Origin of the sequence: Pectobacterium jejuense (assembly GCF_026800125.1) — a bacterium.
Lineage (GTDB): Bacteria > Pseudomonadota > Gammaproteobacteria > Enterobacterales > Enterobacteriaceae > Pectobacterium > Pectobacterium jejuense.
On the sequence record NZ_JAPQKX010000013.1, the window covers coordinates 33,879 to 59,070 of the forward strand.

General features: G+C 45.5%; 22 protein-coding genes, 5 tRNA genes and 1 pseudogene. 8 read left to right on the forward strand and 20 right to left on the reverse strand.

The window, feature by feature from the left end; all coding sequences use genetic code 11:
- Nucleotides 1-156: 156 nt before the first annotated feature.
- The 8 genes from NXT09_RS19860 to NXT09_RS19895 form a co-directional block, all read right to left on the reverse strand.
- Nucleotides 157-1,842, reverse strand: a complete 1,686-nt coding sequence (locus NXT09_RS19860) for a methyl-accepting chemotaxis protein (protein ID WP_240583279.1) — start codon at nucleotides 1,840-1,842, stop codon at nucleotides 157-159.
- Nucleotides 1,843-1,977: 135 nt separating this feature from the next.
- On the reverse strand, nucleotides 1,978-2,475 hold the full coding sequence (gene cheW / locus NXT09_RS19865) for a chemotaxis protein CheW (RefSeq protein WP_014915920.1): 498 nt from the start codon (nucleotides 2,473-2,475) through the stop codon (nucleotides 1,978-1,980).
- 31 nt (nucleotides 2,476-2,506) lie between these two features.
- A complete protein-coding gene (gene cheA / locus NXT09_RS19870; protein ID WP_268580951.1) occupies nucleotides 2,507-4,510 on the reverse strand; it encodes a chemotaxis protein CheA in 2,004 nt (667 codons plus the stop codon).
- A gap of 39 nt (nucleotides 4,511-4,549) precedes the next feature.
- Nucleotides 4,550-5,605 (reverse strand): flagellar motor protein MotB, encoded by a 1,056-nt coding sequence (gene motB, locus NXT09_RS19875; RefSeq protein WP_010279505.1) that lies wholly within the window; start codon nucleotides 5,603-5,605, stop codon nucleotides 4,550-4,552.
- The gene (gene motA, locus NXT09_RS19880) at nucleotides 5,602-6,489 is read right to left on the reverse strand and encodes a flagellar motor stator protein MotA (RefSeq protein ID WP_015840814.1); all 888 of its coding nucleotides are present in this window, start codon (nucleotides 6,487-6,489) and stop codon (nucleotides 5,602-5,604) included. The genes motB and motA overlap by 4 nt, the downstream gene beginning before the upstream one ends.
- A 134-nt stretch (nucleotides 6,490-6,623) precedes the next feature.
- Nucleotides 6,624-7,202: a flagellar transcriptional regulator FlhC gene (gene flhC / locus NXT09_RS19885; RefSeq protein WP_005970730.1), complete on the reverse strand. Its 579-nt coding sequence runs from the start codon at nucleotides 7,200-7,202 to the stop codon at nucleotides 6,624-6,626.
- Between the two features lie 3 nt (nucleotides 7,203-7,205).
- Nucleotides 7,206-7,556 carry a flagellar transcriptional regulator FlhD gene (gene flhD, locus NXT09_RS19890; RefSeq protein WP_010279486.1) on the reverse strand — a complete coding sequence of 117 codons (351 nt, stop codon included), beginning with the start codon at nucleotides 7,554-7,556 and terminating at the stop codon, nucleotides 7,206-7,208.
- A gap of 819 nt (nucleotides 7,557-8,375) precedes the next feature.
- Nucleotides 8,376-9,308, reverse strand: a complete 933-nt coding sequence (locus tag NXT09_RS19895; RefSeq protein WP_039520120.1) for a DMT family transporter — start codon at nucleotides 9,306-9,308, stop codon at nucleotides 8,376-8,378.
- 309 nt (nucleotides 9,309-9,617) lie between these two features.
- On the opposite strand from NXT09_RS19895, the gene NXT09_RS19900 reads away from it, so the two are divergent.
- Entirely contained in the window at nucleotides 9,618-11,339 is a 1,722-nt protein-coding gene (locus tag NXT09_RS19900; RefSeq protein WP_205554920.1) for a methyl-accepting chemotaxis protein, read from the forward strand.
- A 67-nt stretch (nucleotides 11,340-11,406) separates the two neighbouring features.
- On the opposite strand, the gene dsrB is transcribed toward NXT09_RS19900, so the two are convergent.
- Nucleotides 11,407-11,610: a protein DsrB gene (gene dsrB / locus NXT09_RS19905; protein ID WP_014915927.1), complete on the reverse strand. Its 204-nt coding sequence runs from the start codon at nucleotides 11,608-11,610 to the stop codon at nucleotides 11,407-11,409.
- A 210-nt stretch (nucleotides 11,611-11,820) separates the two neighbouring features.
- Between dsrB and NXT09_RS19910 the strand changes: the two genes are divergently transcribed.
- The 3 genes from NXT09_RS19910 to NXT09_RS19920 all read left to right on the forward strand — a co-directional run bounded on the left by NXT09_RS19910 (nucleotide 11,821) and on the right by NXT09_RS19920 (nucleotide 14,146).
- A complete protein-coding gene (locus NXT09_RS19910; protein ID WP_268580952.1) occupies nucleotides 11,821-13,236 on the forward strand; it encodes a diguanylate cyclase in 1,416 nt (471 codons plus the stop codon).
- Between the two features lie 275 nt (nucleotides 13,237-13,511).
- Nucleotides 13,512-13,730 (forward strand): KTSC domain-containing protein, encoded by a 219-nt coding sequence (locus NXT09_RS19915; RefSeq protein ID WP_268580953.1) that lies wholly within the window; start codon nucleotides 13,512-13,514, stop codon nucleotides 13,728-13,730.
- Between the two features lie 224 nt (nucleotides 13,731-13,954).
- Nucleotides 13,955-14,146 carry a hypothetical protein gene (locus NXT09_RS19920; RefSeq protein ID WP_268580954.1) on the forward strand — a complete coding sequence of 64 codons (192 nt, stop codon included), beginning with the start codon at nucleotides 13,955-13,957 and terminating at the stop codon, nucleotides 14,144-14,146.
- Nucleotides 14,147-14,200: 54 nt separating this feature from the next.
- On the opposite strand, the gene NXT09_RS19925 is transcribed toward NXT09_RS19920, so the two are convergent.
- The gene (locus NXT09_RS19925; protein WP_268580955.1) at nucleotides 14,201-15,100 is read right to left on the reverse strand and encodes a LysR family transcriptional regulator; all 900 of its coding nucleotides are present in this window, start codon (nucleotides 15,098-15,100) and stop codon (nucleotides 14,201-14,203) included.
- Between the two features lie 111 nt (nucleotides 15,101-15,211).
- On the opposite strand from NXT09_RS19925, the gene blaCAR reads away from it, so the two are divergent.
- A complete protein-coding gene (gene blaCAR / locus NXT09_RS19930) occupies nucleotides 15,212-16,258 on the forward strand; it encodes a CAR family subclass B3 metallo-beta-lactamase (RefSeq protein ID WP_268580956.1) in 1,047 nt (348 codons plus the stop codon).
- A 244-nt stretch (nucleotides 16,259-16,502) separates the two neighbouring features.
- On the opposite strand, the gene NXT09_RS19935 is transcribed toward blaCAR, so the two are convergent.
- The 6 genes from NXT09_RS19935 to uvrY form a co-directional block, all read right to left on the reverse strand.
- Nucleotides 16,503-16,589, reverse strand: a tRNA-Leu gene (locus tag NXT09_RS19935).
- Between the two features lie 8 nt (nucleotides 16,590-16,597).
- Nucleotides 16,598-16,671, reverse strand: a tRNA-Cys gene (locus NXT09_RS19940).
- A 51-nt stretch (nucleotides 16,672-16,722) separates the two neighbouring features.
- Nucleotides 16,723-16,798: transfer RNA gene (locus NXT09_RS19945), tRNA-Gly, on the reverse strand.
- Between the two features lie 139 nt (nucleotides 16,799-16,937).
- Nucleotides 16,938-17,486 (reverse strand): CDP-diacylglycerol--glycerol-3-phosphate 3-phosphatidyltransferase, encoded by a 549-nt coding sequence (gene pgsA / locus NXT09_RS19950; RefSeq protein ID WP_095699951.1) that lies wholly within the window; start codon nucleotides 17,484-17,486, stop codon nucleotides 16,938-16,940.
- 58 nt (nucleotides 17,487-17,544) lie between these two features.
- A complete protein-coding gene (uvrC, locus tag NXT09_RS19955) occupies nucleotides 17,545-19,377 on the reverse strand; it encodes an excinuclease ABC subunit UvrC (RefSeq protein WP_240583322.1) in 1,833 nt (610 codons plus the stop codon).
- Nucleotides 19,370-20,026, reverse strand: coding sequence for a UvrY/SirA/GacA family response regulator transcription factor (gene uvrY, locus NXT09_RS19960; RefSeq protein ID WP_205549748.1), 657 nt, complete (start codon nucleotides 20,024-20,026; stop codon nucleotides 19,370-19,372). The genes uvrC and uvrY overlap by 8 nt, the downstream gene beginning before the upstream one ends.
- A gap of 643 nt (nucleotides 20,027-20,669) precedes the next feature.
- Here uvrY and NXT09_RS19965 point away from each other — a divergent pair.
- The gene (locus NXT09_RS19965) at nucleotides 20,670-20,894 is read left to right on the forward strand and encodes a DUF2594 family protein (RefSeq protein ID WP_010279363.1); all 225 of its coding nucleotides are present in this window, start codon (nucleotides 20,670-20,672) and stop codon (nucleotides 20,892-20,894) included.
- Nucleotides 20,895-20,987: 93 nt separating this feature from the next.
- Here the strand turns inward: NXT09_RS19965 and NXT09_RS19970 are convergent, their stop codons facing one another.
- Entirely contained in the window at nucleotides 20,988-21,275 is a 288-nt protein-coding gene (locus tag NXT09_RS19970; protein ID WP_014915937.1) for a basic helix-loop-helix domain-containing protein, read from the reverse strand.
- A 465-nt stretch (nucleotides 21,276-21,740) separates the two neighbouring features.
- Nucleotides 21,741-21,816 (reverse strand) — tRNA-Lys (locus NXT09_RS19975).
- A gap of 336 nt (nucleotides 21,817-22,152) precedes the next feature.
- Between NXT09_RS19975 and cycA the strand changes: the two genes are divergently transcribed.
- Complete coding sequence (gene cycA, locus NXT09_RS19980) at nucleotides 22,153-23,565, forward strand: D-serine/D-alanine/glycine transporter (protein ID WP_039285737.1); 1,413 nt, start codon at nucleotides 22,153-22,155, stop codon at nucleotides 23,563-23,565.
- Nucleotides 23,566-23,736: 171 nt separating this feature from the next.
- Here cycA and iraP read toward each other — a convergent pair whose 3' ends face one another.
- Both iraP and NXT09_RS19990 read right to left on the reverse strand, forming a co-directional pair.
- Entirely contained in the window at nucleotides 23,737-24,003 is a 267-nt protein-coding gene (iraP, locus tag NXT09_RS19985; protein ID WP_268580957.1) for an anti-adapter protein IraP, read from the reverse strand.
- A gap of 391 nt (nucleotides 24,004-24,394) precedes the next feature.
- Nucleotides 24,395-24,664 (reverse strand): annotated as a pseudogene (locus tag NXT09_RS19990) (LysR family transcriptional regulator); the annotation flags it as partial.
- A gap of 379 nt (nucleotides 24,665-25,043) precedes the next feature.
- Between NXT09_RS19990 and NXT09_RS19995 the strand changes: the two are divergent.
- Nucleotides 25,044-25,119 (forward strand) — tRNA-Asn (locus NXT09_RS19995).
- The last annotated feature ends 73 nt before the right edge of the window (nucleotides 25,120-25,192 follow it).

The window sequence follows — 25,192 nt, forward strand, 5'->3', positions numbered from 1 at the left end:
CACCAACCTCAAGTGTGCGCTGATTAATGACTCGCATGTTCATTTTTCTAAATTATGGCGAGTCAACAATCACCCAGCCACCTACATGTAAGCGGCTGGGAATTAGTTCAGTGTCCCTACAGCTTGGGTCACTTATAGCCTATGTGACGATTCTGATCAGAACGTTTCCCAATTATCATTGGATGAACCTTCTTTCGCTTTCTTACCGCCATTCGCTGATGAAGCTAACAATGCAGGTTTTTGGCCCGCTGTCGCTGGTGTCGTCCTTCTAAACGAGCCAGCATCTTCAGAGAGGCGGAATACAGCAACAGCCTCATTGAGCACTTTCACTTGTTCTTCCAATGCAACAGCCGCAGCGGCAGACTCTTCAACCAGGGAGGCGTTTTGCTGCGTAACCCGATCCATCTCAGTTACAGCTTGGCCGACCTGATCAATACCTTTGCTTTGCTCATCAGAAGCCGAGGCGATTTCACCCATAATATCCGTGACACGAGTGACAGCACTGACGATTTCTCCCATCGTCTCGCCCGCACTTTCAACCAGTACAGAACCTTCATCGACTCGGCTGACAGAATCTTCAATCAAACTTTTAATTTCTTTCGCAGCCTGAGCACTACGCTGTGCCAAATTACGAACTTCACCTGCCACAACCGCAAACCCACGACCTTGTTCCCCAGCTCTGGCTGCTTCAACCGCAGCATTCAGCGCAAGAATATTGGTCTGGAACGCAATACCATCAATCACACTAGTGATATCGGCAATTTTTTGCGAACTTCCAGCAATATTGTGCATGGTTTTGACGACATTATCGACGACCTTGCCGCCCTTCTGCGCCGTCTCTGAGGCACTCAGCGCCAACTGGCTGGCCTGACGAGCATTTTCCGCATTCTGTTTAACTGTTGCGGTCAACTGTTCCATACTTGCTGCCGTTTCTTCTAATGAAGCGGCCTGTTGTTCGGTGCGCGACGAGAGATCGTTATTACCCGCGCTAATTTCTGTAGCACCGGTGTAAATGGCATCAGCACCTTGTCGAACCGCACTAACCGTTGAAACAAACTCACTTTGCATATGGCGAATACTGTCAGCCAGAATGCCCATTTCATTGCTGCTGTGAAAATTAGTCGTTTTTGTCAGATCGCCTTTCGCAATATGACGAATATGTTCAACAATATTATTTAGCGGCCTTATTAATAGCTGTTGAATACCAACCCACGAAATCAGCGCTAACGCAAAAACCAACACGATAATGAAGCCAAGGATCCAGAGCGCCGAGTCATAAGCTGCATCATTTTTAGCTATCCCAGCCTGATAAAGTTTATCGCTTTCAGCTTTATAGGCGTAATACGCTTTTTCAAAGTTATCTTGAAAACTCTGCGTTGGTTGCTCAACGAACTTCTTAAATTCCCCTGCATTCAAAAACTGAATTAATTCAGTTAGTGCGCCATTCAGAGCCACGTAATTCTCTTTTACGCCCCGAGTAACACTTTCATCCTGACGCGGATCCTGCGGTACTTTTTCATAGCGGGAGAAAAAATCGTTTGCGACAGACAGCTGTCTTTGAGCAGAGACCAGAAGCTCTTTACCGCCAGCACCCGCCCCCGTACCGCTTGCATCGAGTGCAAAACGCGTCCCCGCGCGGTTAAGCGTATTACGAGTCTGTAATAAATATGACCATGCTGAATCCAGCTCGGAACGCTTTTGGTTAATAACCTGCGTTGAACTGAAGATATCCTTATCATTTTTTAATGCACTAAAGAATAAACCACCAGAAATAAGCTGAAGTGCCCCAAACAACACTAGTACAAGCATCAGACCTGTAACAACTTTTATACGGTTAAACATATAACGCCTTTTGAGTAGACCAACCACCGATGATATCGGCATTATTCTGGATATCTTTACGAATTTCTGAACTGACAAGGATATGACTAAGGAAGGTTTTCGGGGCCACTTTCGTAGCCCCTGAAGGCCGATAGATTAGACTTTCAATACGCTATCAACCAGCGCCATTTCTTCGCTACTCAACAGCTTCTCAATATCAACCAGAATCAACATTCTCTCGCCCAGAGAGCCTAAACCAGTCAGGTACTCTGTTGACAGCGTTACTGCAAACTCCGGAGCGGGACGAATTTGGTCAGTGGTCAATGACAACACGTCAGACACGCCATCGACAACAATCCCGACAACACGCTGACCAAGGTTGAGAACAATAACAACCGTGTTGTCATCGTATTCAACATCCTGCTTGGCGAATTTAATGCGCAAGTCAACGATCGGTACAATGACACCGCGTAGGTTGGTGACACCTTTAATGAAGGAAGGCGTGTTGGCAATACGCGTTACCTGGTCATAACCGCGAATTTCTTGTACTTTTAAGATATCAACGCCGTACTCTTCGTCACCCAGCGTAAAAATCAGGAATTCCTGTCCTACTGTTTCGCCAGTTAATTTCGTGACGCTTGCAAGTCCAGTCATGTTTTCCACCCTTTATTAACGATCTGTTTTATTAAGCAGCAGTTTCAACCGCACGCTTTTCACGATTAAGCGCTTGTAACGCTGAAACATCCACAATCAGCGCAACGCTGCCATCACCAAGGATAGTAGCGGCTGAAACGCCTGGCACCTTGCGATAATTACTTTCCAGGTTTTTAACGACGACCTGATGCTGCCCAATCAGCTGATCGACCAGCAAGGCATAACGTCGACCCGCACTTTGCAGAATAACGACAATACCCTGAGTAGCATCCGTCTTAGCGCCATCCACATCAAAGATATGGAACAGTTCAACGAGAGGTAAATATTCACCACGAACCTGCAATACCCTTTCTCCGCCAGCTAACGGATACAGGTCTTCCGACTGCGGCTGCAAGGATTCCATCACGGCGTTAAGCGGTAGAATAAAGACTTCGTTGTTAACTTTAACGGACATGCCATCAAGGATCGCAAGCGTTAATGGCAACAGGATTCTGATCGTCGTGCCTTTTCCAGCCTGGAAGTGAATTTCGACATGACCACCCATTTCCTGAATATTTCGCTTCACCACATCCATGCCGACACCACGGCCAGAAACGTCCGTGACTTTCTCCGCGGTTGAAAAGCCTGGAGCAAAGATCAGCATGCCCACTTCTTCATCAGACATCGAGTCATTCACAGCCAGACCTTGAGATAAGGCTTTAGCCAGAATTCTCTCGCGGTTGAGCCCTGCTCCATCGTCGATAACCTCAATACAGATGTTACCGCCCTGATGTTCCGCAGAAAGCGTCAAGTTACCCACCGCAGACTTACCTGCAGCTACGCGTTTATCTGGAGATTCGATACCGTGATCGAGGCTGTTACGCACCAGGTGCGTCAGAGGATCGATAATACGTTCAATCAAACTCTTATCCAGTTCAGTCGAACTCCCCATCAGCGTTAGTTCAACCTGCTTATCCAATTTCGCAGCCAGGTCACGAACCAATCGAGGGAAACGGCTAAATACATATTCCATCGGCATCATACGGATGGACATAACCGATTCTTGCAGATCGCGGGCGTTACGTTCCAACTGCCCCATACTGTTGAGCAGATCGCCGTGTGCCACAGGGTCAAGTTCACTTGAGCGCTGTGCCAGCATGGACTGCGTAATCACTAACTCACCAACGAGGTTGATAAGCTGGTCAACCTTTTCAACTGCTACACGAATACTGGTATCACCGGTTTTTGCTTTATTTTTTCCATTTTCCGGTGCAGCTTGCGGTTTTGCAGCGACTGGCGCAGACGGCGCCACTGGAGCGGCGGCGACGGGTGCTTCAACGATAGCCAATGTTTCTACGACTTCAGCGACGACAGGTTGGCTGGCCACAGCAGATTTGAAGCTGATTTGCTCAGGTTCAAGTACAAAACACAGTACCGCGCTAATATCGTCTTCGCTTTCAGACGTGACCAATGTCACTTCTACGCTAGTGTCAGTCTGGTGGGGGTCTTTAACCGTCCCCAGATTGCCAAGCTCTTCCAGCATCTGAGGTATTTCCTGAGACTTCAGGCCAGTTAATGCGATACGCATTTCACCTTTACCTACACCGTTAGATGCAGGGCTAGCAGAGTGCGGTGTTGCAACCGACGCATCAGGCTGTGCTGCATCACCATCGGCTTTAGACTCCAGAGCAAGCTGGCGCAAGGCCTGACAGATATACTCAAAGCTTTCAGCATTGGGTTCCTGTGCGGTTTTATAAGCGTCCAACTGATCCTGCATAATGTCTTTTGTTTCCAGAAACAGGTTGATGATATCAGTGCTAAGACGCATTTCTCCACGTCTTGCCCCATCGAGTAGGTTTTCTAACAGGTGCGTAGTTTCCTGCAAAACTTTAAAACCAAATGTGCCAGCGCCTCCTTTTATGGAGTGGGCTGCACGGAAAATCGCATTCAATTGCTCGGTGTCGGGTTCTGACGGATCTAACAACAATAAGTGTTGTTCCATATCGGCCAGTAATTCATCTGCTTCATCAAAGAATGTTTGATAGAAAGCACTCATGTCCATGCTCACGTGGTCACCTCTGCTGTGAATCGCGGCTTATTGAGAAGGCGTCGCCTGGCTATCGGGCGCAGCAGGCAACGCGGTGGTTGGCTGCTGACGCTCTGGAGCAGGAACTCCATTAGTTGGTTGTGGCGATGCCCCACCACTTCCACTCGTATTGTTGTTATCACTATTTTCGGCAGCCGGAGTGGTAGGTTTAGGCTTATCCAACTCCATATTTTGTAAATTTTCCACCTTGTCTATATTTACAGCAGAGCTTTCTGCATTTTCTTCTTCAATATCCTTTTGAGCTTGTCTGCTCAGTACCAGCAAACTGATGCGTCTGTTAATCGCATCATTTCCACCTGTCGCCTGTTTGAGGCTCATTGTCGCAGCCATACCCACAACGCGCAAAACTTTTCCATCAGACAAGCCCCCAAAAATAAGCTCTCGACGTGATGCATTGGCACGATCTGCGGACAGCTCCCAGTTACTATAGCCACGTTCCCCTGTCGTATACTGAACATCGTCGGTATGGCCTGAGATACTCAGCTTATTAGGGAAATCGTTCAGGATAGGGGCTATCGCACGCAGGATATCTCGCATATAGGGCTCAACTTGCGCGCTCCCGGTTTTAAACATGGGGCGATTTTGACTATCGATGATTTGGATGCGTAACCCTTCATCAATCATTTCAATTAACAGATGTGGACGAAGTGCACGTAAGCGAGGATCGGCCTCAATTAACTGATCCAGACGTTCGCGCAATCTATTGAGTCGAACCTCGTCCAGCTTCTTTTCTACATTATCTGTCTTGATGGCCTTTTTCACTTCACCATCTTGCTGAGTGGGGTCATTACCCCCGCCCGGAATCGGGCTGGAACTGTCGCTTGATTTAGAGCCTGACGTTAACGCAACCTTTAATGGCGTACGAAAGTACTCTGCGATTTGGGCTAGCTGCATTGGCGTAGAAATTGCGATAAGCCACATTACAAGAAACAATGCCATCATTGCTGTCATGAAGTCAGCGTAGGCAATCTTCCAGGAGCCACCATGGTGGCCCCCATGTCCAGACTTACGCTTTTTGCGAATAATGGGATGCTGATGTTTCATGCGTTACTGTCCGACGCTTGCTGAGTCGGCGATTTCACACGACGAATGTGTTCTTCCAATTCAGTAAAGGAAGGACGCTCCGTTGAGTACAGCGTTTTACGACCAAATTCAACGGCAATTTGCGGAGCGTAGCCATTAAGGCTCGACAGTAAAGTGACTTTAATGCACTGCAATACTTTGATTTTTTCTGCATTTTTTTGACGCAGCAACGCGGCTAATGGGGAGACAAAGCCGTAAGCAAGTAGAATCCCCAGGAAGGTACCCACCATGGCGTGAGCGATCATCATCCCCAACTCAGCTGCAGGCCGGTCAACGTAGGCCAGCGAGTGAACAACCCCCATAACGGCAGCGACGATACCAAACGCGGGGAGGCCGTCTCCCATAAGCGTCAGGCTGGTTGCAGGCACTTCACTTTCATGTTCAATAGTCTCGATCTCTTCATCCATCAGCGTTTCAATCTCAAACGCATTCATGTTACCGCTGACCATCAAACGCAAATAATCGGTAATAAACTCAACAACGGTGTTGTCAGCAAGGATATTCGGATAGCTCGAGAAAATTTCACTCTCACGAGGATTATCAATATCAAATTCCAGGGAAAGCATGCCTTGCTGGCGGGATTTGGCCATCACTCGAAAGAGTAAGGCCATGAGGTCCATATACAGTGCTTTATTGTACTTGGAACTTTTGACCAAAAGAGGTAGTGCACGTAGCGTTGCTTTTATCGCCTTTCCATTGTTACCAACGATGAAAGCACCTACCGCCGCACCGCCGATGATCAACAGCTCCGAAGGTTGATAAAGCGCACCCAAGGCCCCACCGACCATGAGATAACCGCCGAGTATCGAGGCCACAATTACGATATAACCCAATATAACCAGCACAAGAAATCCTTATAATAAAAAAGGTGGGCGGAAAGAGAGATAAAACTGCGGAGCCGTAGCCAGGACGTTCTAGAGGAAGAAATCTATCACCGCCTTCACAACCAACAGTGATAGATTCACAAATCGCTACAGGCTCAGACTGCGTGTTTTACCTGTTCATCCAGCAGTTGAGGTATTATATCGGCAAGATTTTGCGAAAGTTTACGCCTTTTTACCGCTCTGGAAGGGGGTTGGCACAAACTACAAACAAAACTGTTTTTAGGTTGATGAGCGTGAGTGATGAACATCCCTTTGCAGCAATTGCATGACGATAGTTGCAGCATACCACTGTCAACAAAACGGACTAATGTCCAAGCCCGCGTCAATGCCAACAGTGGAGAATCGCTCTGCGGCGCACACTGTTCCAGGTAAAGTCGATAAGATTTAATAACCGCTTCAACACCGCTGCACTGCCCATTCTTGATTAAAAAACTGTAAGCGTTGTAGAACATTGATGAATGAATATTCTGTTCCCAGGTCATAAACCAATCCGTTGAAAAAGGTAACATTCCCTTGGGCGGCGGACTTCCTCTAAGTTCTTTGTACAGTTTAATCAAACGTCCGCGACTTAACTGAGTTTCACTTTCCAGCATCTGTAAACGAGCACCGAGCGAAATGAGCTCCATCGCCAATTGGATGTCTTTCGCCTCCTGAACAATACTTTTCTCCGCCATTACTTATGCCCTTTTCTTAGGCAGGTTTTCTTCTTTCGAAGTTAACTGTTGTAATAAGTTACTCGACAGCAAAATCCCCGTATGAATTTGTTGTAAATCATCCACACGTGATTCCTGAGTCAAGACTTTGATTGTATTGTGATCGTTAAAACGAAAATGGCATATCAGTTGGTTCGTTTCTGCCAATTTTACCATCTGCGGTAAAGTCAGTTGCATCAAGATATCTGCCATCTCGTCATTGATTCCAAGACGAAACATCGCAGAAGCTTTTTCATCATTAATTAAGCGTTGCGCCAGTAACAAATAAGACAGATTAATGTCATAAATGTGTTTGAGTAATTCAGAGGTACCCATATTTCCCATCCCGACAGGCTATGTTTAAAACATAAGTTAGGTGATAGACCATATCGCCCAGTTCGAAAATCACTCTCCATTGATGGCATAAAAAACTATCGGTGCCAGATACTGCGAGTTACTACATTATCATTTCTTATTCGGGCAATCGTTACTTGCCAACTTTGCGCATCACGCTGAGAATCCGTTCATCCGTTGCTTTTTAGTTCCACCCTGAAGACTCGCTTCAACCAAAGCATAGGATTAATCCTAAAACAGCGCAACTGTACCGCCTAATCCGTAGCACATACAACGCGACGGAAGAATGATTTTGGCCATTATGTGACACAGATCACACAAATGAAAGCATTATGCGCTAAACCCTGTCTGGTCTGATCACTTTTATGCCTATTTTCCCGCCAAAATCGCACACTAAACGTTACAAAAAAGAGCATTGAAAATAATAAAAAAGAAACAATTTGCTTGCTATATAAATGATAGATATACAAAAAATCCCTTGCGCTCAGAACACACTCCGTTATGTAAGTTTATACCTTTCACGAAAAACTTACACTTTTTACCCAAAAAACTCTTAACCACATGTTATGAAGCAACATTTATCTATCCTCTGCCGGTACATAGTCGCAACGACAACAAAGCATACAGCCTCGCTGCAAAAGGTTGTTAAACATTACTATATTGATATTAAAGAAATTAGTGATTGTCTGGGATTGGGTACAGGCACTGCAGCATGACGCTACTCGCAGCTTTAACGAAGCTCAAACATCACGCTACAGACAGTACCTTCAGGGGGATAGGTGAGCTGGGGCACAAAGGCATTTACCGATCGCTTTTAACAATTCGATTAACCAGCCAAATACCTGAGCATACCAGGACCAGTGCAAAGAAATATTTCCACTCCAGAATACTTTCATTAAGAAACAGGGCTGACAACAGGGTACCAGAGACAGGGATAAGGAAATTAAATGGTGCGACCATACCGACCCGATTATATTTCAGCAATTGGCTCCATAATGAAAAAGCGACTGAAGAAAGCAAAATAAGGTAGCCTAGCATCAGCACAGCTTTCCAATCAGGTATGATGAGTGTCCCGCCAGTACAGTATCCTGATATCGTTAAAATGATCCCGCCAATAGCCAGTTGGTAACCGGTCATAACGGTTGGATCCATCGTTTGTGATATGCGCTTACCATATATAGTCGATGCAGACAAAATAAATGCGGCAATAACAACGAACCCATCACCTAACAGCGTAAAACCAATATTCATTCCGTTGCTGTTGATATTAACAACCATCACACCAGCGAAACCTAATATACAACCAATGAGCTTGTTGATATTTAATTTATCATTTTGGTATAAATAATGAGCAAGCAGTACACTGAAAAAAGTACTGGTTGCATTCATGATCGAACCTTTAACGCCGGTGGTATAAGCCAGACCGATGTAGAAAAAAACATATTGCAACGATGTCTGGAATATTCCCAGTGTGGTCAACTGAACTAACTGCCCACGCTGAAATCGCCCAATGGAGCGTCCGCTTAGCACAGCAAGGACCAAAAGCAACAGCCCAGCGAACGCGAACCGATAGCCTGCAAAAACGAGTTTTCCAGGAATATCATTATCTGCAATGTGAAACAGCTCATAGCCATTTTTAATTGCCGGATAAGCACTTCCCCAGAGCAAACAGCATAATGTGGCGATAAAAAAAACAACTTTTTTATCAGAAAAAAAATGCGTGCGTTTTTCCAAGAAAAATCCCTCCGAAGATAGATTCGCCATAATAGCGTTGAACCTCAAACAAATAAAGTTAGGAGGTAGACTCTTTATTTTTTATTATCAATCTGTATGATTTCGCATCACGTATTTCTCTTTTCTTTTTAAAGAGTTAAAAACGTGATCGGGATCGCATCGAATTTGATTAAGGTTTCTCAATATATGCCGATTATCTTTTACGTTGGTTGTTTAGCTAATGAATTGTCATTAATGTAGACACTAAAACCTAAACGCCAATGCCGCAGCGAGTGGCATGGTAAATCATAAATTCCTGAGAATGAGCGAATGGATATGAAAATAACGTCAAGGTCTGAGCAGCACGCCGAGGCCGGCATGCTGAGCAATTTACGGCTAGTTCCCTTATTCATCATTATTCTGGGTGGTATCATGCTGTTATTTGCAGCATCTATCGGCACATCCAGCTATTTTCTACAAAGCAGCAATCAGTCACTAGACGACGTCACACAAGAAATCGATACCCGCATGGGGATCTCAAACAGTTCCAACCACCTTCGCACTGCACGTCTGCTACTCATTCAAGCCGCAGCGGCTGCTCGTATTGGCGACTCTCAGGTCTTCAATGACAACCTGAAACAGGCTGAGCAGCGTCTGGAACAATCAAAAAAAGCCTTCCTTGTCTATGAACAACGCCCGGTTAAAACCCCTCAGGATATGGCGTTGGACGGCGATCTGCGTAAGTCCTATGACGCTTATGTCAATCAAGGCCTTATGCTGATGCTCACTGCAGCAAAAGAAGGGCTGTTTGAAGAAGTCATCACTCTCGAGTCCGAAGAAACCCGCGTTTTAGACTTGGCCTATAACAAATTTTTGCTAGAGGCTGTCGCTTACCGCACGCAAAGAGCGAAAGATTTAAATGAAACAGCGCATAAAAATGCACTGCTTGGATATTCATTGATGGGTGGCAGCTTCGCGCTAGCCACTATTTTAACGCTTATGACGTTCTTCCTGCTGCGCGGGATCCTCATCAAACCAATGAATCAACTGGTCATGAGAATTCAGCGTATTGCGCAGGGCGATTTGACTCAAGTATCGGACCGTTATGGCAGGAATGAAATTGGCACACTCGCCAGTAACGTTCAACAGATGCAGTCTTCTCTGGTCACTACCGTCACTACTGTTCGGGAAAGTGCAGACTCTATTTATCAAGGTTCTACGGAGATTTCATCCGGTAACACCGACCTTTCTTCGCGAACCGAACAGCAAGCTGCAGCGCTTGAACAAACTGCGGCAAGCATGGAGCAATTAACCGCAACCGTGAAGCAAAACTCAGAAAATGCGCACCATGCCAGCCAGCTCGCGGCAAATGCCTCAGGAAAGGCCAAACAAGGCGGTGAGATCGTTGCAAACGTTGTGAACACGATGAACAGTATTTCAGGTAGTTCAAAGAAAATATCTGAAATTACCAGCGTGATTAATAGCATTGCTTTCCAAACGAATATTCTCGCACTCAATGCGGCGGTTGAAGCAGCCAGAGCGGGGGAACAAGGTCGCGGTTTTGCCGTCGTAGCAAGTGAAGTTCGCAGCCTCGCACAGCGCAGTGCACAAGCCGCAAAAGAGATAGAAACGCTAATTTCTGAATCGGTAAATCTGGTCAACAGCGGTTCTGTTCTGGTTGATAACGCGGGTCAAACCATGAAGGAGATCGTCGATGCCGTCACTAACGTCACCGACATCATGGGGGAGATTGCTTCTGCTTCTGACGAACAGAGTCGGGGAATTACTCAGGTCGGTCAGGCGATATCCGAAATGGACAGCGTGACACAGCAGAATGCTTCGCTCGTGCAGGAAGCCAGTGCTGCCGCGGCATCGTTGGAAGAGCAAGCTGCATTGCTTACTCGTGCCGTTGCGACATTTAAGTTATCCAGCCATTTATCAAATAGCCATTCAGCTCCTGTTAGGCCAAACGCTCTCGCCGCGAAGGACCGTTCATCACTCGCCCTGCCCCGCCAGGCTAATACAGAAAACGGTAACTGGGAAACGTTCTAATACTGATACCAAAGCCACTGCGAGCATTGTTCACCTGGACAATGCTCGTATATCAGCGTGTTCCCCTTTACTCTTTTTCTGGCAAGATCTTTGGCTCAACAAACGTCCCGTCTTTACTGTCAACCTCATTGAAAAACCAGATGCCCGCTGGGTAATCTTTTAATGCAACTAAATACATAATCCCTTCCTGAAACGTTTCTACAGCCAGAATCGTCCCTTCCCGGCGCGTCTTTCCATCGGTTTTAACCGTAACCAGATCATTAACTTTCATAAATTTATCTCAAAATAGCTTCTAACATCAAAAAAACAGCATTATCATTTACAACTACGGTAGGAATGGTACCTGCATGAAATGATTAATTTTATTTGTTTTTAACAACGCCATATTGACCCTCTCTGTCATTACATATCAATTATTCAGGCAAAAAATTGATCGTTTCTATCCTAGTACATCCGACATATTCGCAAAAGAGATTAAAAGTTGAACGAACTATTGAACGTTGATGAACAGAGAGATAACGGTGAGTCAGACTACAATCAAGTCATAACATCAGAATGGATGCAATTGATAGCCACAACCTCACAAAAATCTTTTACTCTACTGCGAACCCTCGCCGATCAGAAAGCCTCTGACTTTGCTGACGCGTTCTACTCCTACATGCTCAAAGATCAAGAAGCCTCCCTGTTTCTTTCCAGCCAGCAAGTCCACGATCGACTCCATGGATCGATGAGCAAATGGATAGCAGATATTTTAACGAATACCGGAGATCGTCTGGCTGACCTGATTAACCATCAAAAGAAAATTGGTCAGATTCATGCACGTATTGGTATTCCCGTCGATCTGGTTGAGCGTGGAGCCCGGCGTTTAAAATGGCGCCTTTATGAAGACATCGCACAACTGGCAGAGGATAAAACGCTATGTTTTGATGCCATACGTTTTGCCTCTATCTCTATGGATATCGCCATAGAGATAATGAGCAAAACCTATTCACAATCGCACGATCTGGCAGCCAAAAATGAAGAGTCCTATCGGCTATTTTCTATTCTGGAAAATGCCAGCATGGAGAGAGAGCGCCAAAATGCATCGCTGCTAAATTGGGAAAATGCCTTTATTTTTAGTGTTGCCACTGGTACGCCTCTTTCCAGCATCCAGGACCTGAGTGATTCGGAGTTTGGCCTGTGGTTTAACCATAAGGGGAAATCCAGTTTCAGTAATATTCAGGGGATACGCACTATCGCCTCAATCATGACGGAAACGGATGACTACATACGCAACCATAGTACTACCGCACTATTGACCCAGCAGGATTACGCCCCGCTACTTAAAACAGTCAGAAGCAAAATTTATAAAATAAATATGCTGCTGGGATCGCTATTTGACGAAGTCCAAAAACTGGAAAGCGGTAAGGATACGTTGACCCTTCTGTTAAACCGTCGTTTCCTGCCAACTATCCTTAGACATGAAATATCGCTGGCAATGCACTCAAACACCTCGCTCAGCATCGCCATGATTGATATTGACCATTTTAAAACCGTGAATGACACATATGGCCATGCCGCTGGCGATAGCATCCTGAAAAGAATTGCAGAAGTGCTATATGAGAGCACGAGGAACAGCGACTATGTTTTCCGTTACGGCGGCGAAGAATTCATGATCGTGCTTATTGAAACGCCTAAAGTCGCCGCCTACACCATCATCGAGCGGCTGAGAAAGAAAATCCAGGATCACCCTATTTATCTTCAAAACGGTGAAAGCATTACAATGACCATCAGCGCCGGCATCGCCGTCTATAGCGGTCATCCCGATTATGAATGCTTGATAAAGGCAGCAGATGATGCGCTCTATCAGGCCAAGGCTAACGGCAGAAACAGGATCGAATACGCGCCGGAAGCATAATCATTTTATCTCGTTGCAAACCTGCGCTTCAGGGCATAGTTGAAAATAATAGCCCGCTATTCATCATCCCAGGTTTGCACCATTCCCTAACCAAACAGATAAATTGCCCTTCATTGAACAAATTCACAGCATGAAAACGATAAACCAACGATTTTACTAACCAATCCGCCAAAAATTTGATACATATTCAATAAATAAGCATGATCGTCGACAATATGTCATGCAGTGAATCTTTTTATAGTTTGATCTTATTTTGCACAAGGGAGGAACGAGCATTGCAGCGACAGCAGGTTTTATCGTCACGAATTTATTCCATTGGATACGATCCAAAGACGCACAACCTTGAGATAGAATTTCATAATAAAGATATCTATCAATATGTTGGCGTGCCTGAGTCTATCTATAAAAAATTTATTTCTGACGCTGTCGTCTCTAAAGGCCGCTTCTTTGATGGCGTGATAAAAGATAAATTTTTATGCCGGAAAATCAAATAGATAATACATAAACAATAACAACGCTGGGATTTGTCGCCGTTCCTTAACGGCGATGTAAAACGTCACTTACGCTACATCGATTTTCTATTTAATCTCTCTACCGCCTTCCCGTTCCACTATCACAACTAATCCGGTGAATTAAACATACATCCAGGTGGCATCTTTTCGATAGCATCCCTTCAGGCTATGCGAGCATCTATCCTGTCTAACTATGGAGAGTTCACATGATCACATCGGATATTCAGGGAGCGAATCTTTTATTTGCCCAGGCCAGTAAGCACGCCATTGCGCCAAGTGAAGATACGTTCAAAATGGCACTTGAGAAAGCAAAGGATAGCGGGCAGATCTCCAGACACGAACCCAAAGTACAAGAACGTATAAAAGCAATGGCGGAACAGGGTCAACAGCTCGCGTAATGATAACAAACACACCTGTTACAGAGATATGGTTAGCCTCTTAGCACCATAAATCTAGCTGCTCGACAAGTCATTGAGCAAAAAATCCAGCAACGTACGTGTGCTGGTGGGTAAGTATTTGCGTGAACAATATAACGCATAGACCCCCAACTCTGGCAGTGCGTAGTCTGTCAGAACACGAACCAGTGCGCCGGTACGAAGGTAAGGATCCGTCGTAAAAGCAGGTAAATGAACGATGCCCTCACCCGCAAGCGCGGCATGCAGAAGCACCATGCTATCATTCGCTGCAAAATTACCCGTAACGCCTACTTCATCCATTACCAGATCTCCACCGTTAGCCACTGAGGTTTGGAAGCGCCAGACACGACCAAAACGCGAGTGGTACAAGCAGTTGTGTTGCCTGAGATCGTCTGGCCGCTGGGGCGTCCCGTTGCGTGCCAGATAATCGGGCGCTGCGCAAACGACCGAAGCACAGCGGGTCAGCTGGCGTGAAATCACCGTCGGATCGAGTTTTTCACCGACATGAATAGCCAGATCAATACGCTGTTCCACCAGATTCACTGACGCATCCTTTAACACCATCTCAATGGAAACTTTGGGATATTGGGCAGAGTAGCGTCTCAGCGCATCGGCCAGATAGGATTGGCCGAATGAAATACTGCTAGCAACCCGGATCAAGCCATTAGGCTCTTGGCTTTTACTCTCAAGGGCAGCGCCAATATCATCATTCAACGCTAAAATTTGTCGGCAATAGGACAAAATCTCGCTCCCAGCACTCGTCAATCCCAAACTGCGACTGGAGCGATGCAACAGACGAACGCCAAATGCTTTCTCCAATGACGCGATATAGCGCGTAGCCATGGCTCGCGAGATATCCAGCTTGTTCGCTGCGGCAGTTAGGCTCCCTAACTCAACCACATCAACAAATACCTGCATAGCAACAAAGCGATCCATAAATCCTCATATTGTTCGAAATATGCAACGTTAGTTTGCATTACCTCGTATTTATTCGTCCGAATTTCGCAACTATAGTCTGGGCTTTATTATCTAGACAAGAGATAAATAATGAAGAACCAACGTCTTACACCTCTGGCTACTTTCTTGCTTTTATTCAATATGGCTGCTACGGCTCACTCTCTCCCCTCACCGGATGCAGAAATAAATAGCACGACCATCCCCACACTTACAGGATGCGGTCCATCATCAACCATCAATCAGCTTTTCAGCCAATTTGGAAGCAGCGGCAAAATGCCTGCGGAACTTGGACGTTGGCTGAATGATACAAAGGCACAGACTGTCGAGCCCTACCAAGCCTTTGACAATGTTTATTATGTCGGCATTTGCTGGGTCTCAGCCTGGCTTATCAAAACCAGTGAGGGCCCGGTGCTGATTGATACGCTGTATGGTGAATTTACGGATCAGTTGATCGAGAATATTAAGAAAATCGGCGTCGACCCGGCAGAGATCAAAATCGTACTGCTGACACACGGGCATTTTGATCATGTAGGTGGTGTTTCTAAACTCAAGGCGCTAACCAATGCGCGTTTTGTCATGTCTGAGGAAGGCTGGAAGGAAGCACAGTTGGATGCAAAAAATACACAGGGAAAACCTAACGCGTGGACGATACCTGCTCCTGCTGCCACAGATATTTTGGTGAAAGATGGTAGCGCATTGACCATCGGTGATACGACATTTCACGCCTACATGACACCCGGTCACACTTGGGGAACCACATCTTATGTATTCGATGTCAAAGAGGAAAATAACACTTACCGCGCAATTACCATTGGTGGATTAGGGCTAAACGCTATCGATAGTCCACAGCAGGTTGAAGCCTATATTCGAAGCATAGATCGCATCAAAGCGATGGTAAAAGACACCAAACGCCCCATCACAGTTCATCTCACCGCACATCCTTTCAGTAACGGTCAAATTGAAGTGCAAAATCAGCTAAAAGTACGTCAGCCTGGCCAGGCTCACCCTATGGTGGATGCAAAAGGGCTACTCGAACAGCTCGCTACGCTTCGCGCTGGTGCTGTAGAAAGACTCGCGGTTGAACAAGCTCAGATTAAAAGTAAGCATTTAGAGGAAAGAAATAGTCCTTCTAGATAAGGGAAATGAGCCGAAAAAAGAAAAGATTAAACTCCTGACCATCAGCCAGGCTGAGATAATACCTGCCGTAAAATTCCGATGATTGGTGGCCAGAATAAAAAGCTCAGATAGTGCATATCTAGCGCTAATGCAAAAATCACATTAGGAAGAATATTAGGAAAGGGATTTTCAGGCACAAAAAAACCGCCTTTCGGCGGTCTACGACATTGCACGCAAGTGCTTATTTTAATTTGTGTTAAATCAATGGTGCCCGGGGCGGGACTTGAACCCGCACAGCGCGAACGCCGAGGGATTTTAAATCCCTTGTGTCTACCGATTTCACCACCCGGGCTTAAATATTGGAGGCGCGTTCCGGAGTCGAACCGGACTAGACGGATTTGCAATCCGCTACATAACCGCTTTGTTAACGCGCCAAAATATTCAGGTCTTAGTGACCAACATCCGCAATTGCCGATGTTTTAAATTGGAGCGGGAAACGAGACTCGAACTCGCGACCCCGACCTTGGCAAGGTCGTGCTCTACCAACTGAGCTATTCCCGCAACACAGAACTCACTGATTCTCTTAACTTCTTACAAACCAGCGTTGCTGTTGATGCGGTGCATTCTACTGACCTGACGCAATGAGTCAATAAAATTATCAAGCAACCGCGTTCGTTTGCTGGTTTTTACGGCGCTTCGATCAAGGTTCAAGCAGATCGTGTCTCGCGGCGTTCAAATATTGAAACATGGACCAGAAAGTCAGTACAGCGGCGATGTATAACGCCACAACACCAATGCCTTCAACAATACTTTCCGGGCGCCATAGCAAAGCAAAAAGCGCCATCATCTGAGCCGTGGTTTTAACCTTCCCTATCCACGACACGGCAACGCTACTTCTCTTACCAATTTCAGCCATCCACTCACGCAATGCCGAAATGATGATTTCCCGCGCGATCATTGTCGCGGCAGGCAGCGTAATCCACCAGGAGTGATAGTATTCCGCAACTAGCACCAACGCGACAGCCACCATCACTTTATCCGCAACAGGATCGAGGAAGGCACCAAAACGCGTGGTCTGTTTCCAGCGGCGGGCGAGGAAACCATCAAACCAATCCGTCACGGCAGCAAACACGAAAATCAACGCGCAGAGCAGCGGTGCCCAGACGAATGGAAGATAAAACGCCAGCACGAAAAACGGAATAAGAGCAACACGAAACAGGGTAAGCAACGTCGGTATATTAAATTGCATAGCGCTTAGGTAACTATCTGGCTGGAGTGGATACTAAGAGTATGTTGCAACATTGTCCCTAGTGTTTCAATGCATGGAAGATTTTTTCTGCCAATGCATGCGAAATTCCGGGAACATTTGCAATCTCCTCAATACTGGCATTCATCAAAGGTTGCAGCCCTCCCATGTATTTCAACAGGGTTTGACGCCGTTTAGGCCCGACACCTTCGATAAGCTCCAGCGTACTGGTATTTCTTACTTTTGCTCTCTTCTTACGATGTCCGCCAATGGCATGGTCATGCGAATCATCGCGAATATGCTGGATAACATGCAATGCGGGAGAATCAGGCGGTAGTGCCATGCCCTCGCCCGTCGACTCAAAAAACAGCGTTTCCAGCCCAGCTTTACGATCGCTGCCTTTCGCTACACCAAGTAGCAGAGGCTTGTTTTTATCCCACGATACTTGCAGCGAGTCAAACACGTCCTGAGCCTGGCCAAGCTGCCCTTTTCCGCCATCGATCACAATGACATCCGGTATTTTGCTGTCATCCAGCGCTTTACCATATCGACGTCGGAGAACTTGCGCCATGGCGGCATAGTCATCACCTGGCGTAATGCCACTGATATTATAGCGGCGATATTCCGAACGTAGCGGACCATTGGCATCAAATACTACACAGGATGCCACTGTCTGTTCGCCCATCGTATGACTGATATCAAAACACTCCATCCGATGGATTTCTGGCAACTGCAAAACGTCAGCTAACGCCGCCAGTCGCTGGTGAATGGTGGACTGCTGAGATAGTTTTGTGACCAGCGCCGTGGCAGCATTTGTCCGCGCCAGTTTTAAATAACGAGCACGATCGCCGCGGGGTTTCGTTTGAATCTGTACTTTTCTTCCCGCAACTGCCGTTAGAGACTCCGTCAGCAAATCCTTATCGGGCAGAGTGAAGTCGAGCAGAATTTCTGTAGGGAGCGTTCGGCCTAAGCTTCCCTGCAAATAGAATTGCCCGACAAAAGTCTGCACGACCTCCCCCAATTCCGTACCGCCAGGTACTTTGGGGAAATAGCTCCGGCTGCCAAGCACTTTTCCCTGTCGGATGAAAAGGACATAGACGCAGGCCATGCCCGCATCAAAAGCAACGCTAATAACATCCAAATCTTCGCCGTCGCCGGAAACAAATTGTTTTTCCGTCACCCGCCGAACCGCCTGGATCTGATCGCGTATCCGCGCTGCCTCTTCAAAATGCAGATCGCGACTGGCCGCTTCCATCCGGGAAATAAGTTGAGTCAGTACTTGCTGGTCTTTGCCAGACAAAAACAGGCGAACATAGTCAACCTGCTGTTGATAATCTTCTTCGCTCACCAAACCGCTAACGCAAGGTCCGAGACAGCGACCAATTTGATATTGCAGGCAAGGACGAGAGCGATTGCGATAGACGCTATTTTCACACTGGCGCACCGGAAACAGCTTTTGCAGCAATATTAGCGTTTCACGCACGGCATTGCCGTTTGGAAATGGGCCGAAATATTCGCCCTTCGCATGCTTAGCGCCACGGTGAACAGCCAAACGTGGATGTGCATCACCGCTCAGGAAAATCATGGGATAGGATTTATCGTCGCGCAACAAGACGTTATAACGCGGCTGATAAAGCTTGATGTAGTTGTGTTCCAGCAGTAAGGCTTCAGTTTCTGTGTGCGTGATCGTGACATCAATATGCTTGATGCTTTTGACTAATGCCTCGGTTTTACGGCTGGCGACTTGACTGCGGAAATAGCTGGCAAGTCGTTTTTTTAAGTCTTTTGCCTTACCGACGTAGATGACCGTATTACCGGCGTCATACATCCGGTAGACACCAGGCTGGCTCGTTACCGTTTTTAAAAATGCCGAAGCATCGAAACTCTCACTCACTACTTAACAATGTCTCCGCGGTAAAAAGCCCATGCTTGATCGCCAGATGCGTCAACTCTACATCGCCGCTGATATTCAGCTTGCTGAACATACGGTAGCGATAGCTGTTCACGGTTTTAGGGCTAAGATTAAGCTGATCTGAAATTTCAGTCACTTTCTGTCCCTTCGTTATCATTAGCATAATCTGTAATTCGCGTTCAGACAAACACTCAAGCGGCGCATCCGTCTGCGGCTCCAACTGGCTTAATGCCATCTGTTGAGCAATATCGGAAGCAATATACCGTTTACCAGCATGTACAGCGCGAATGGCAGAGATCACTTCCTGAGGGGCGGCAGCTTTACTCACATATCCCGCAGCACCGGCCTGCATCACTTTAGCAGGCAGCGGATTCTCAGTATAAATAGTGAGCATGATGACTTTTATATCTGGCGTAAAACGCAGGATCTTGCGCGTTGCTTCAAGCCCACCGATGCCCGGCATGCTCATGTCCATCAGGACAACATCTACATCATTGCTTCGGCACCACTTGACAGCATCTTCACCGCAGCATGCCTCACCAACCACTTTCAGACCTTTGATATCGTCAAGAATGCGTCGTATCCCTGCCCGCACCAGTTCATGGTCATCAACAAGAAAAACGCTAATCAAAGAATAATTCTCCAAAAAAGGGAGTAACACTTACATAAAAAGTTGCTTGCAGGTGATACTACGTTGGTTTCAAAAAATAATGAACACAGGTTTATATGAATATGTATTTTAAAATATGCCGAGAAGGAATAAAGCGCATTCCCGATCATAACAATATATCGTTAACCTGATGGTGTATGTTGATCACATTCTTAACATTTCAAATACGCCACACAGTATAAACATGTCGCTGGCACAAAATGTATAAAAAACAATGCAAATCAAATGGCATGCAATTGGCTTTACATCTTGAATGTCAATAAAAAGTCACTATTGTAATCAGGATGTAGTTAGATATTTTATCATCGTCTGCCATGGCATTATACAAATAATATATTCAGTGAAAAACGTCCATAGTGAACATCATATGTATTAAACAAAACACATCTATAGCCTTTACCACCCAAAAACAGCCAAAATATAGACGCTATTTAAATAAGTTAAATGCATAAAAAACAGTCACTAAAATGGCTTTATCCGCGAATAATATCAATCCACAATATGCTTTATGTTATACTCTCGTCCATCTGGTTCTGCCTGTCGCGTCAGCGGTAACGCCCGCTGCAGGCGAAGGAAAACATCTTTTTCTTGTTGAGGACAAAACATGAGCAACGCAGATTTTTCTACTGCTGCATCCGCTGAAACACTGGCCCATGAGGTTACCTGCCTGAAGGCTATGGTTACGCTGTTATTAAAAGCAATCGGCCAGGCAGATGCCGGTAAAGTTATCATCAATATGGAAAGATATATTGCTCAATTGGAAGATGCCGAGCAAGCCGCTGTCTTTGATAACACGATTAAACAAATCAAAACCAGCTACCGTAAATAGCACTATTTGCTACACCGCCATCTTAATAATTTGATCTGGCGGTGTAGTGATATTTAGCATTGCCTTCCTGATTTAAAAAATAGAGACGCTCGTCTATTTATTTCCGATGCTGATGAGTTTCAAAAGCAGTGCCTCTTCTTTCTTTTTATAAAGCGTTAATTCCATCACCAACGCTTTATCCAGGAACTGTTTTCTGGAAAGTGCTTTTCTTTCATCAACCAGTTCCCTCAGTTCAGTGAAGCATTCATTTATTTTGTACTCTTTTGAACTTTCCGTACAAATTATCTCATGGATTGCCTGGCTCAGTTCAGACAATGAGATAACCGATTTTGGATCCTGGTGACTTTTTTCTATGACAGCCAGTAATTTTTCGAATCCCATATGAACCTCCGAAATCAAGCAGAAACTTGCTTATGGCTAACCAGGAAACTCCAGCTACCTCTAAACGCCGCCCCAGTGGATATGAACACAACCCTGTGCAAACAACTCGTCACATCATAAACGATTTGTCAACGATTCCATCTGTTAAGCATAGCACCTTCTCGCCACTCTTCAGGACGCATGAAGCACATTCTCGACATCAAAAGTGATAACGTTCAGCGATATCATCAGACACCTTATGTATCCACCGGGCATGACAGCATAATATCAATAAAACATGATCGAAAAAATCACGGCTATTAAGCAAGGCAATGTGTTATGAAAGTAAAAAAATAGAATAAAGTGGGGAGAACTAACGCAGAAAATACGGTTAACGTTAAGAATGGATATAATTAAAAATAAATTAACCAAGGAAAATAAAAATAATAACAAATTGAAACTAATATTATAACTCATTGAAATTGTTGGTGGGTCGTGCAGGGTTCGAACCTGCGACCAATTGATTAAGAGTCAACTGCTCTACCAACTGAGCTAACGACCCAACGGTGAGGATTATTCTCCTCCCCGGCGTGCCTGTCAAACACTTCATATTAATTTTTTATGCGTGATAATAGGATTGTTAGCGATTGGTAATTTTGTTAACCTGCTCAGACTATTTATCTCTGCCTCTCATTACTTTATATCCTCTTCATTTTAGGGCGAAAAACATACAGCATCATCTTACATCATTAGCTGCCCTCTTTATGCCTGGCTATCTCCGACATCCGCTGTAATAAGTACTGCGGTTGCGCTATCTTATTCGTTTCGATTTTCGTAAACGAGAGCCGCCAAAGAGCTCAAAAAAACATCACAGACAGAAACAGGAAAGTGTACTTACATGGTCGAACAATCAAAAGAAGCCGCAGACCTTGCCTCTGAACAGGGAGAGGGACTGCAACGGAATCTGACTAATCGTCATATTCAGCTCATCGCTATCGGCGGAGCGATCGGTACTGGGCTATTTATGGGCTCGGGCAAAACAATCAGCATGGCGGGTCCTTCGATCATCTTTGTTTATATGATCATTGGCTTTATGCTGTTTTTTGTCATGCGCGCAATGGGAGAACTATTACTCTCTAATCTCAACTATAAGTCATTCAGCGATTTCGCTGCTGACCTCCTTGGGCCATGGGCGGGTTTCTTTACCGGATGGACTTATTGGTTCTGCTGGGTCGTAACCGGGATCGCCGATGTCGTAGCCATTAGTGCCTACTCGCAGTTCTGGTTCCCTGATTTATCGCAGTGGGTCTCTTCGCTGCTTTGCGTTCTGCTATTACTGACGTTAAATCTGGCCACCGTGAAGCTGTTTGGCGAGATGGAATTCTGGTTCGCGATGATCAAAATTGTCGCTATCGTTGCGTTAATCGTGGTCGGTGTCGCGCTGGTGATGATGCAATTCTCTTCCCCATCAGGAAACGTCGCCTCCTTTACCAACCTCTGGAATGACGGTGGTATGTTCCCTAAAGGGATAAGCGGATTCTTTGCCGGATTCCAGATCGCCGTATTCGCATTTGTCGGTATCGAGCTGGTGGGTACCACTGCCGCTGAAACTAAAAATCCGAAAGTCGTCCTGCCCCGCGCAATTAACGCCATCCCGATTCGCATCATCATGTTTTATGTTTTTGCGTTAATTATGATTATGTCCGTCACACCGTGGGGCGCAATTACGGCGGATCGCAGTCCTTTCGTGGAAATGTTCGTGCTGGTTGGCCTACCTGCTGCCGCCAGTATGATCAACTTTGTCGTACTGACGTCCGCGGCATCCTCGGCTAATAGCGGCGTATTCTCCACCAGCCGCATGCTCTTTGGGCTGGCGAAACAAGGCGATGCACCGAAAAGTTTCGGCGTGCTCTCTAAACGCGCGGTTCCTTCGACTGGGTTGATGTTTTCCTGTATTTGTTTGCTTTCAGGCGTGGTGCTGATCTACCTGATTCCGAACGTGATGACGGTCTTTACACTGGTGACCACCGTCTCCGCGATTTTATTCATGTTCATCTGGAGCATCATCCTGTGCTCTTACCTGACATACCGTAAAAAGCGCCCTCAGCTACATGCAGAGTCATCCTATAAAATGCCGTTGGGTATTTTTATGTGCTGGATATGCTTGGCCTTTTTCGCTTTTGTGATTGTACTGTTAACATTACAGCCAGATACACGGCAGGCGCTTATTGTCACGCCGCTGTGGTTTATCGTTCTGGCGATTGCTTATCAGTTTATTCGTCGGAAAAAGCAGGCTGTTGATGTGAAGTAAAAGGGATAAACGCAAGAAAGGCGCGGACAACCGTCGGCGCCTTCAATTTTTTTCAGCAAAATCACGCATAGCACAAGTATTCTCTATTATTGGATATAAACAATTCTCAATTGGATATACGAAAATTAATATGCGAACAATTAATGTCGTCACCATTGATATATAAGAAAGTTATTCCCGTAATGAAACGGTTGTGATTCGATTGATGTTTTTTGCCAATAGTTCGAGAGCTAAGTAATTATGTTCATCATGCCGCTGTGAAGCACCAGCAACGACACCTTCTATTTTTCTATTTAATTCATTGATTTTACTGTCATCAAGTGTTGAAACAATAGCAGAAATCAGCATCTCTAACGATTCAATCTTCGCGTTAAGCGCTTTTTCTCCAACTTCTTTTTCTGCCAGCTTTATTAAAAGATGAGAGAGGATATTATTCATTTGAACTCCTTAATCAAAAAAATAACCGTCATACACCCATAAGGCAACACCTGTTCTTGGTGCACAGGATTAGAGAAAACATAACGAAGATTAATGTAACACTGTGGATGGCCTGACCGCTAGTGTCTATTATCATTTTAAGGAAATCATATTCACACAGCAGCAATAAAATGAAGTTGCAGATAAATAAACCAAATAAATAAAAAAACTAAAAAACCATTTTATTTTTAAGAACAAAAATCCCTGCTATGAGGAAGATCGATAATGCTATGAGTTGTGATGTTCTTCACAAAAAATAAGAAAGAGCACCATTTTGATCGAACATCTGACACAAAATCTGATTAGTAGCCAGCCATCGGGAAATGGCTGGCCCTATGGCTAACGCTTACGCACTCATTGATTGCCGTGCGCCACTCACCGCATCCTTTGCCTGTTCGCACTGTGACAATATCGTCTGTGCATGAGAATAAAGAATTTTCCCCGCCTCGGTAGGCGTCACACCACGCCGACTCCGTACCAGCAGCTGTTTTTCGAGTTCACTCTCCAGCGTCGCGACCTGCTGGCTCAGCGCCGGTTGTGCAATATGCAACAACTCAGCAGCCTGTGTCAGGCTACCGATATCAACGATTTTCACAAAATACTTGAGCCGTCTAAGATTCATGTCTGCCTCCTGAGTAGTTACTCTAAAGAGGTAGCAAAAAGCGCGCCATATTATGTTTCTATACCTAAGAAAAAGTGATACCTCATTGATAAGCCACAGGTAAAATAAGGAAAAGCAATGATTCTGCTAACCAAAACACCTGATTTTGTCTGCGAACCCCGTCATCAAGCCAACACCAACCTGCACCATCTTAAAGCACCCCCTGCTATTTTAGAGTGCAAACCTGCCCGCTAACTAACGTATTTCATTGCTTTCCAGTGCTCAACTTGAGCAATAATTTCAATATGTTGGTTATTAGTTCGGCAATCAAACGCACCAAGCGATAACAGCCTTTGACAACCCGAAACGCTCCCGCTATTATCCATCGCACTTAACCGATTCCTCTGTAGTTCAGTCGGTAGAACGGCGGACTGTTAATCCGTATGTCACTGGTTCGAGTCCAGTCAGAGGAGCCAAATTCTTGTTTTCATGCCGCTTTGCGAATCCCTATATGATTCAGATTCAATAAGTTAGCGTGAAAAGTCTTCC

Bases quoted from the DNA above. Each gene is read 5' to 3' on its own strand.
- NXT09_RS19860 (WP_240583279.1), bottom strand. From the start codon at position 1,842: ATGTTTAACCGTATAAAAGTTGTTACAGGTCTGATGCTTGTACTAGTG.
- cheW (WP_014915920.1), bottom strand. From the start codon at position 2,475: ATGACTGGACTTGCAAGCGTCACGAAATTAACTGGCGAAACAGTAGGA.
- cheA (WP_268580951.1), bottom strand. From the start codon at position 4,510: ATGAGTGCTTTCTATCAAACATTCTTTGATGAAGCAGATGAATTACTG.
- motB (WP_010279505.1), bottom strand. From the start codon at position 5,605: ATGAAACATCAGCATCCCATTATTCGCAAAAAGCGTAAGTCTGGACAT.
- flhC (WP_005970730.1), bottom strand. From the start codon at position 7,202: ATGGCGGAGAAAAGTATTGTTCAGGAGGCGAAAGACATCCAATTGGCG.
- flhD (WP_010279486.1), bottom strand. From the start codon at position 7,556: ATGGGTACCTCTGAATTACTCAAACACATTTATGACATTAATCTGTCT.
- NXT09_RS19900 (WP_205554920.1), top strand. From the start codon at position 9,618: ATGGATATGAAAATAACGTCAAGGTCTGAGCAGCACGCCGAGGCCGGC.
- dsrB (WP_014915927.1), bottom strand. From the start codon at position 11,610: ATGAAAGTTAATGATCTGGTTACGGTTAAAACCGATGGAAAGACGCGC.
- NXT09_RS19920 (WP_268580954.1), top strand. From the start codon at position 13,955: ATGATCACATCGGATATTCAGGGAGCGAATCTTTTATTTGCCCAGGCC.
- NXT09_RS19925 (WP_268580955.1), bottom strand. From the start codon at position 15,100: ATGGATCGCTTTGTTGCTATGCAGGTATTTGTTGATGTGGTTGAGTTA.
- blaCAR (WP_268580956.1), top strand. From the start codon at position 15,212: ATGAAGAACCAACGTCTTACACCTCTGGCTACTTTCTTGCTTTTATTC.
- pgsA (WP_095699951.1), bottom strand. From the start codon at position 17,486: ATGCAATTTAATATACCGACGTTGCTTACCCTGTTTCGTGTTGCTCTT.
- NXT09_RS19965 (WP_010279363.1), top strand. From the start codon at position 20,670: ATGAGCAACGCAGATTTTTCTACTGCTGCATCCGCTGAAACACTGGCC.
- NXT09_RS19970 (WP_014915937.1), bottom strand. From the start codon at position 21,275: ATGGGATTCGAAAAATTACTGGCTGTCATAGAAAAAAGTCACCAGGAT.
- cycA (WP_039285737.1), top strand. From the start codon at position 22,153: ATGGTCGAACAATCAAAAGAAGCCGCAGACCTTGCCTCTGAACAGGGA.
- iraP (WP_268580957.1), bottom strand. From the start codon at position 24,003: ATGAATAATATCCTCTCTCATCTTTTAATAAAGCTGGCAGAAAAAGAA.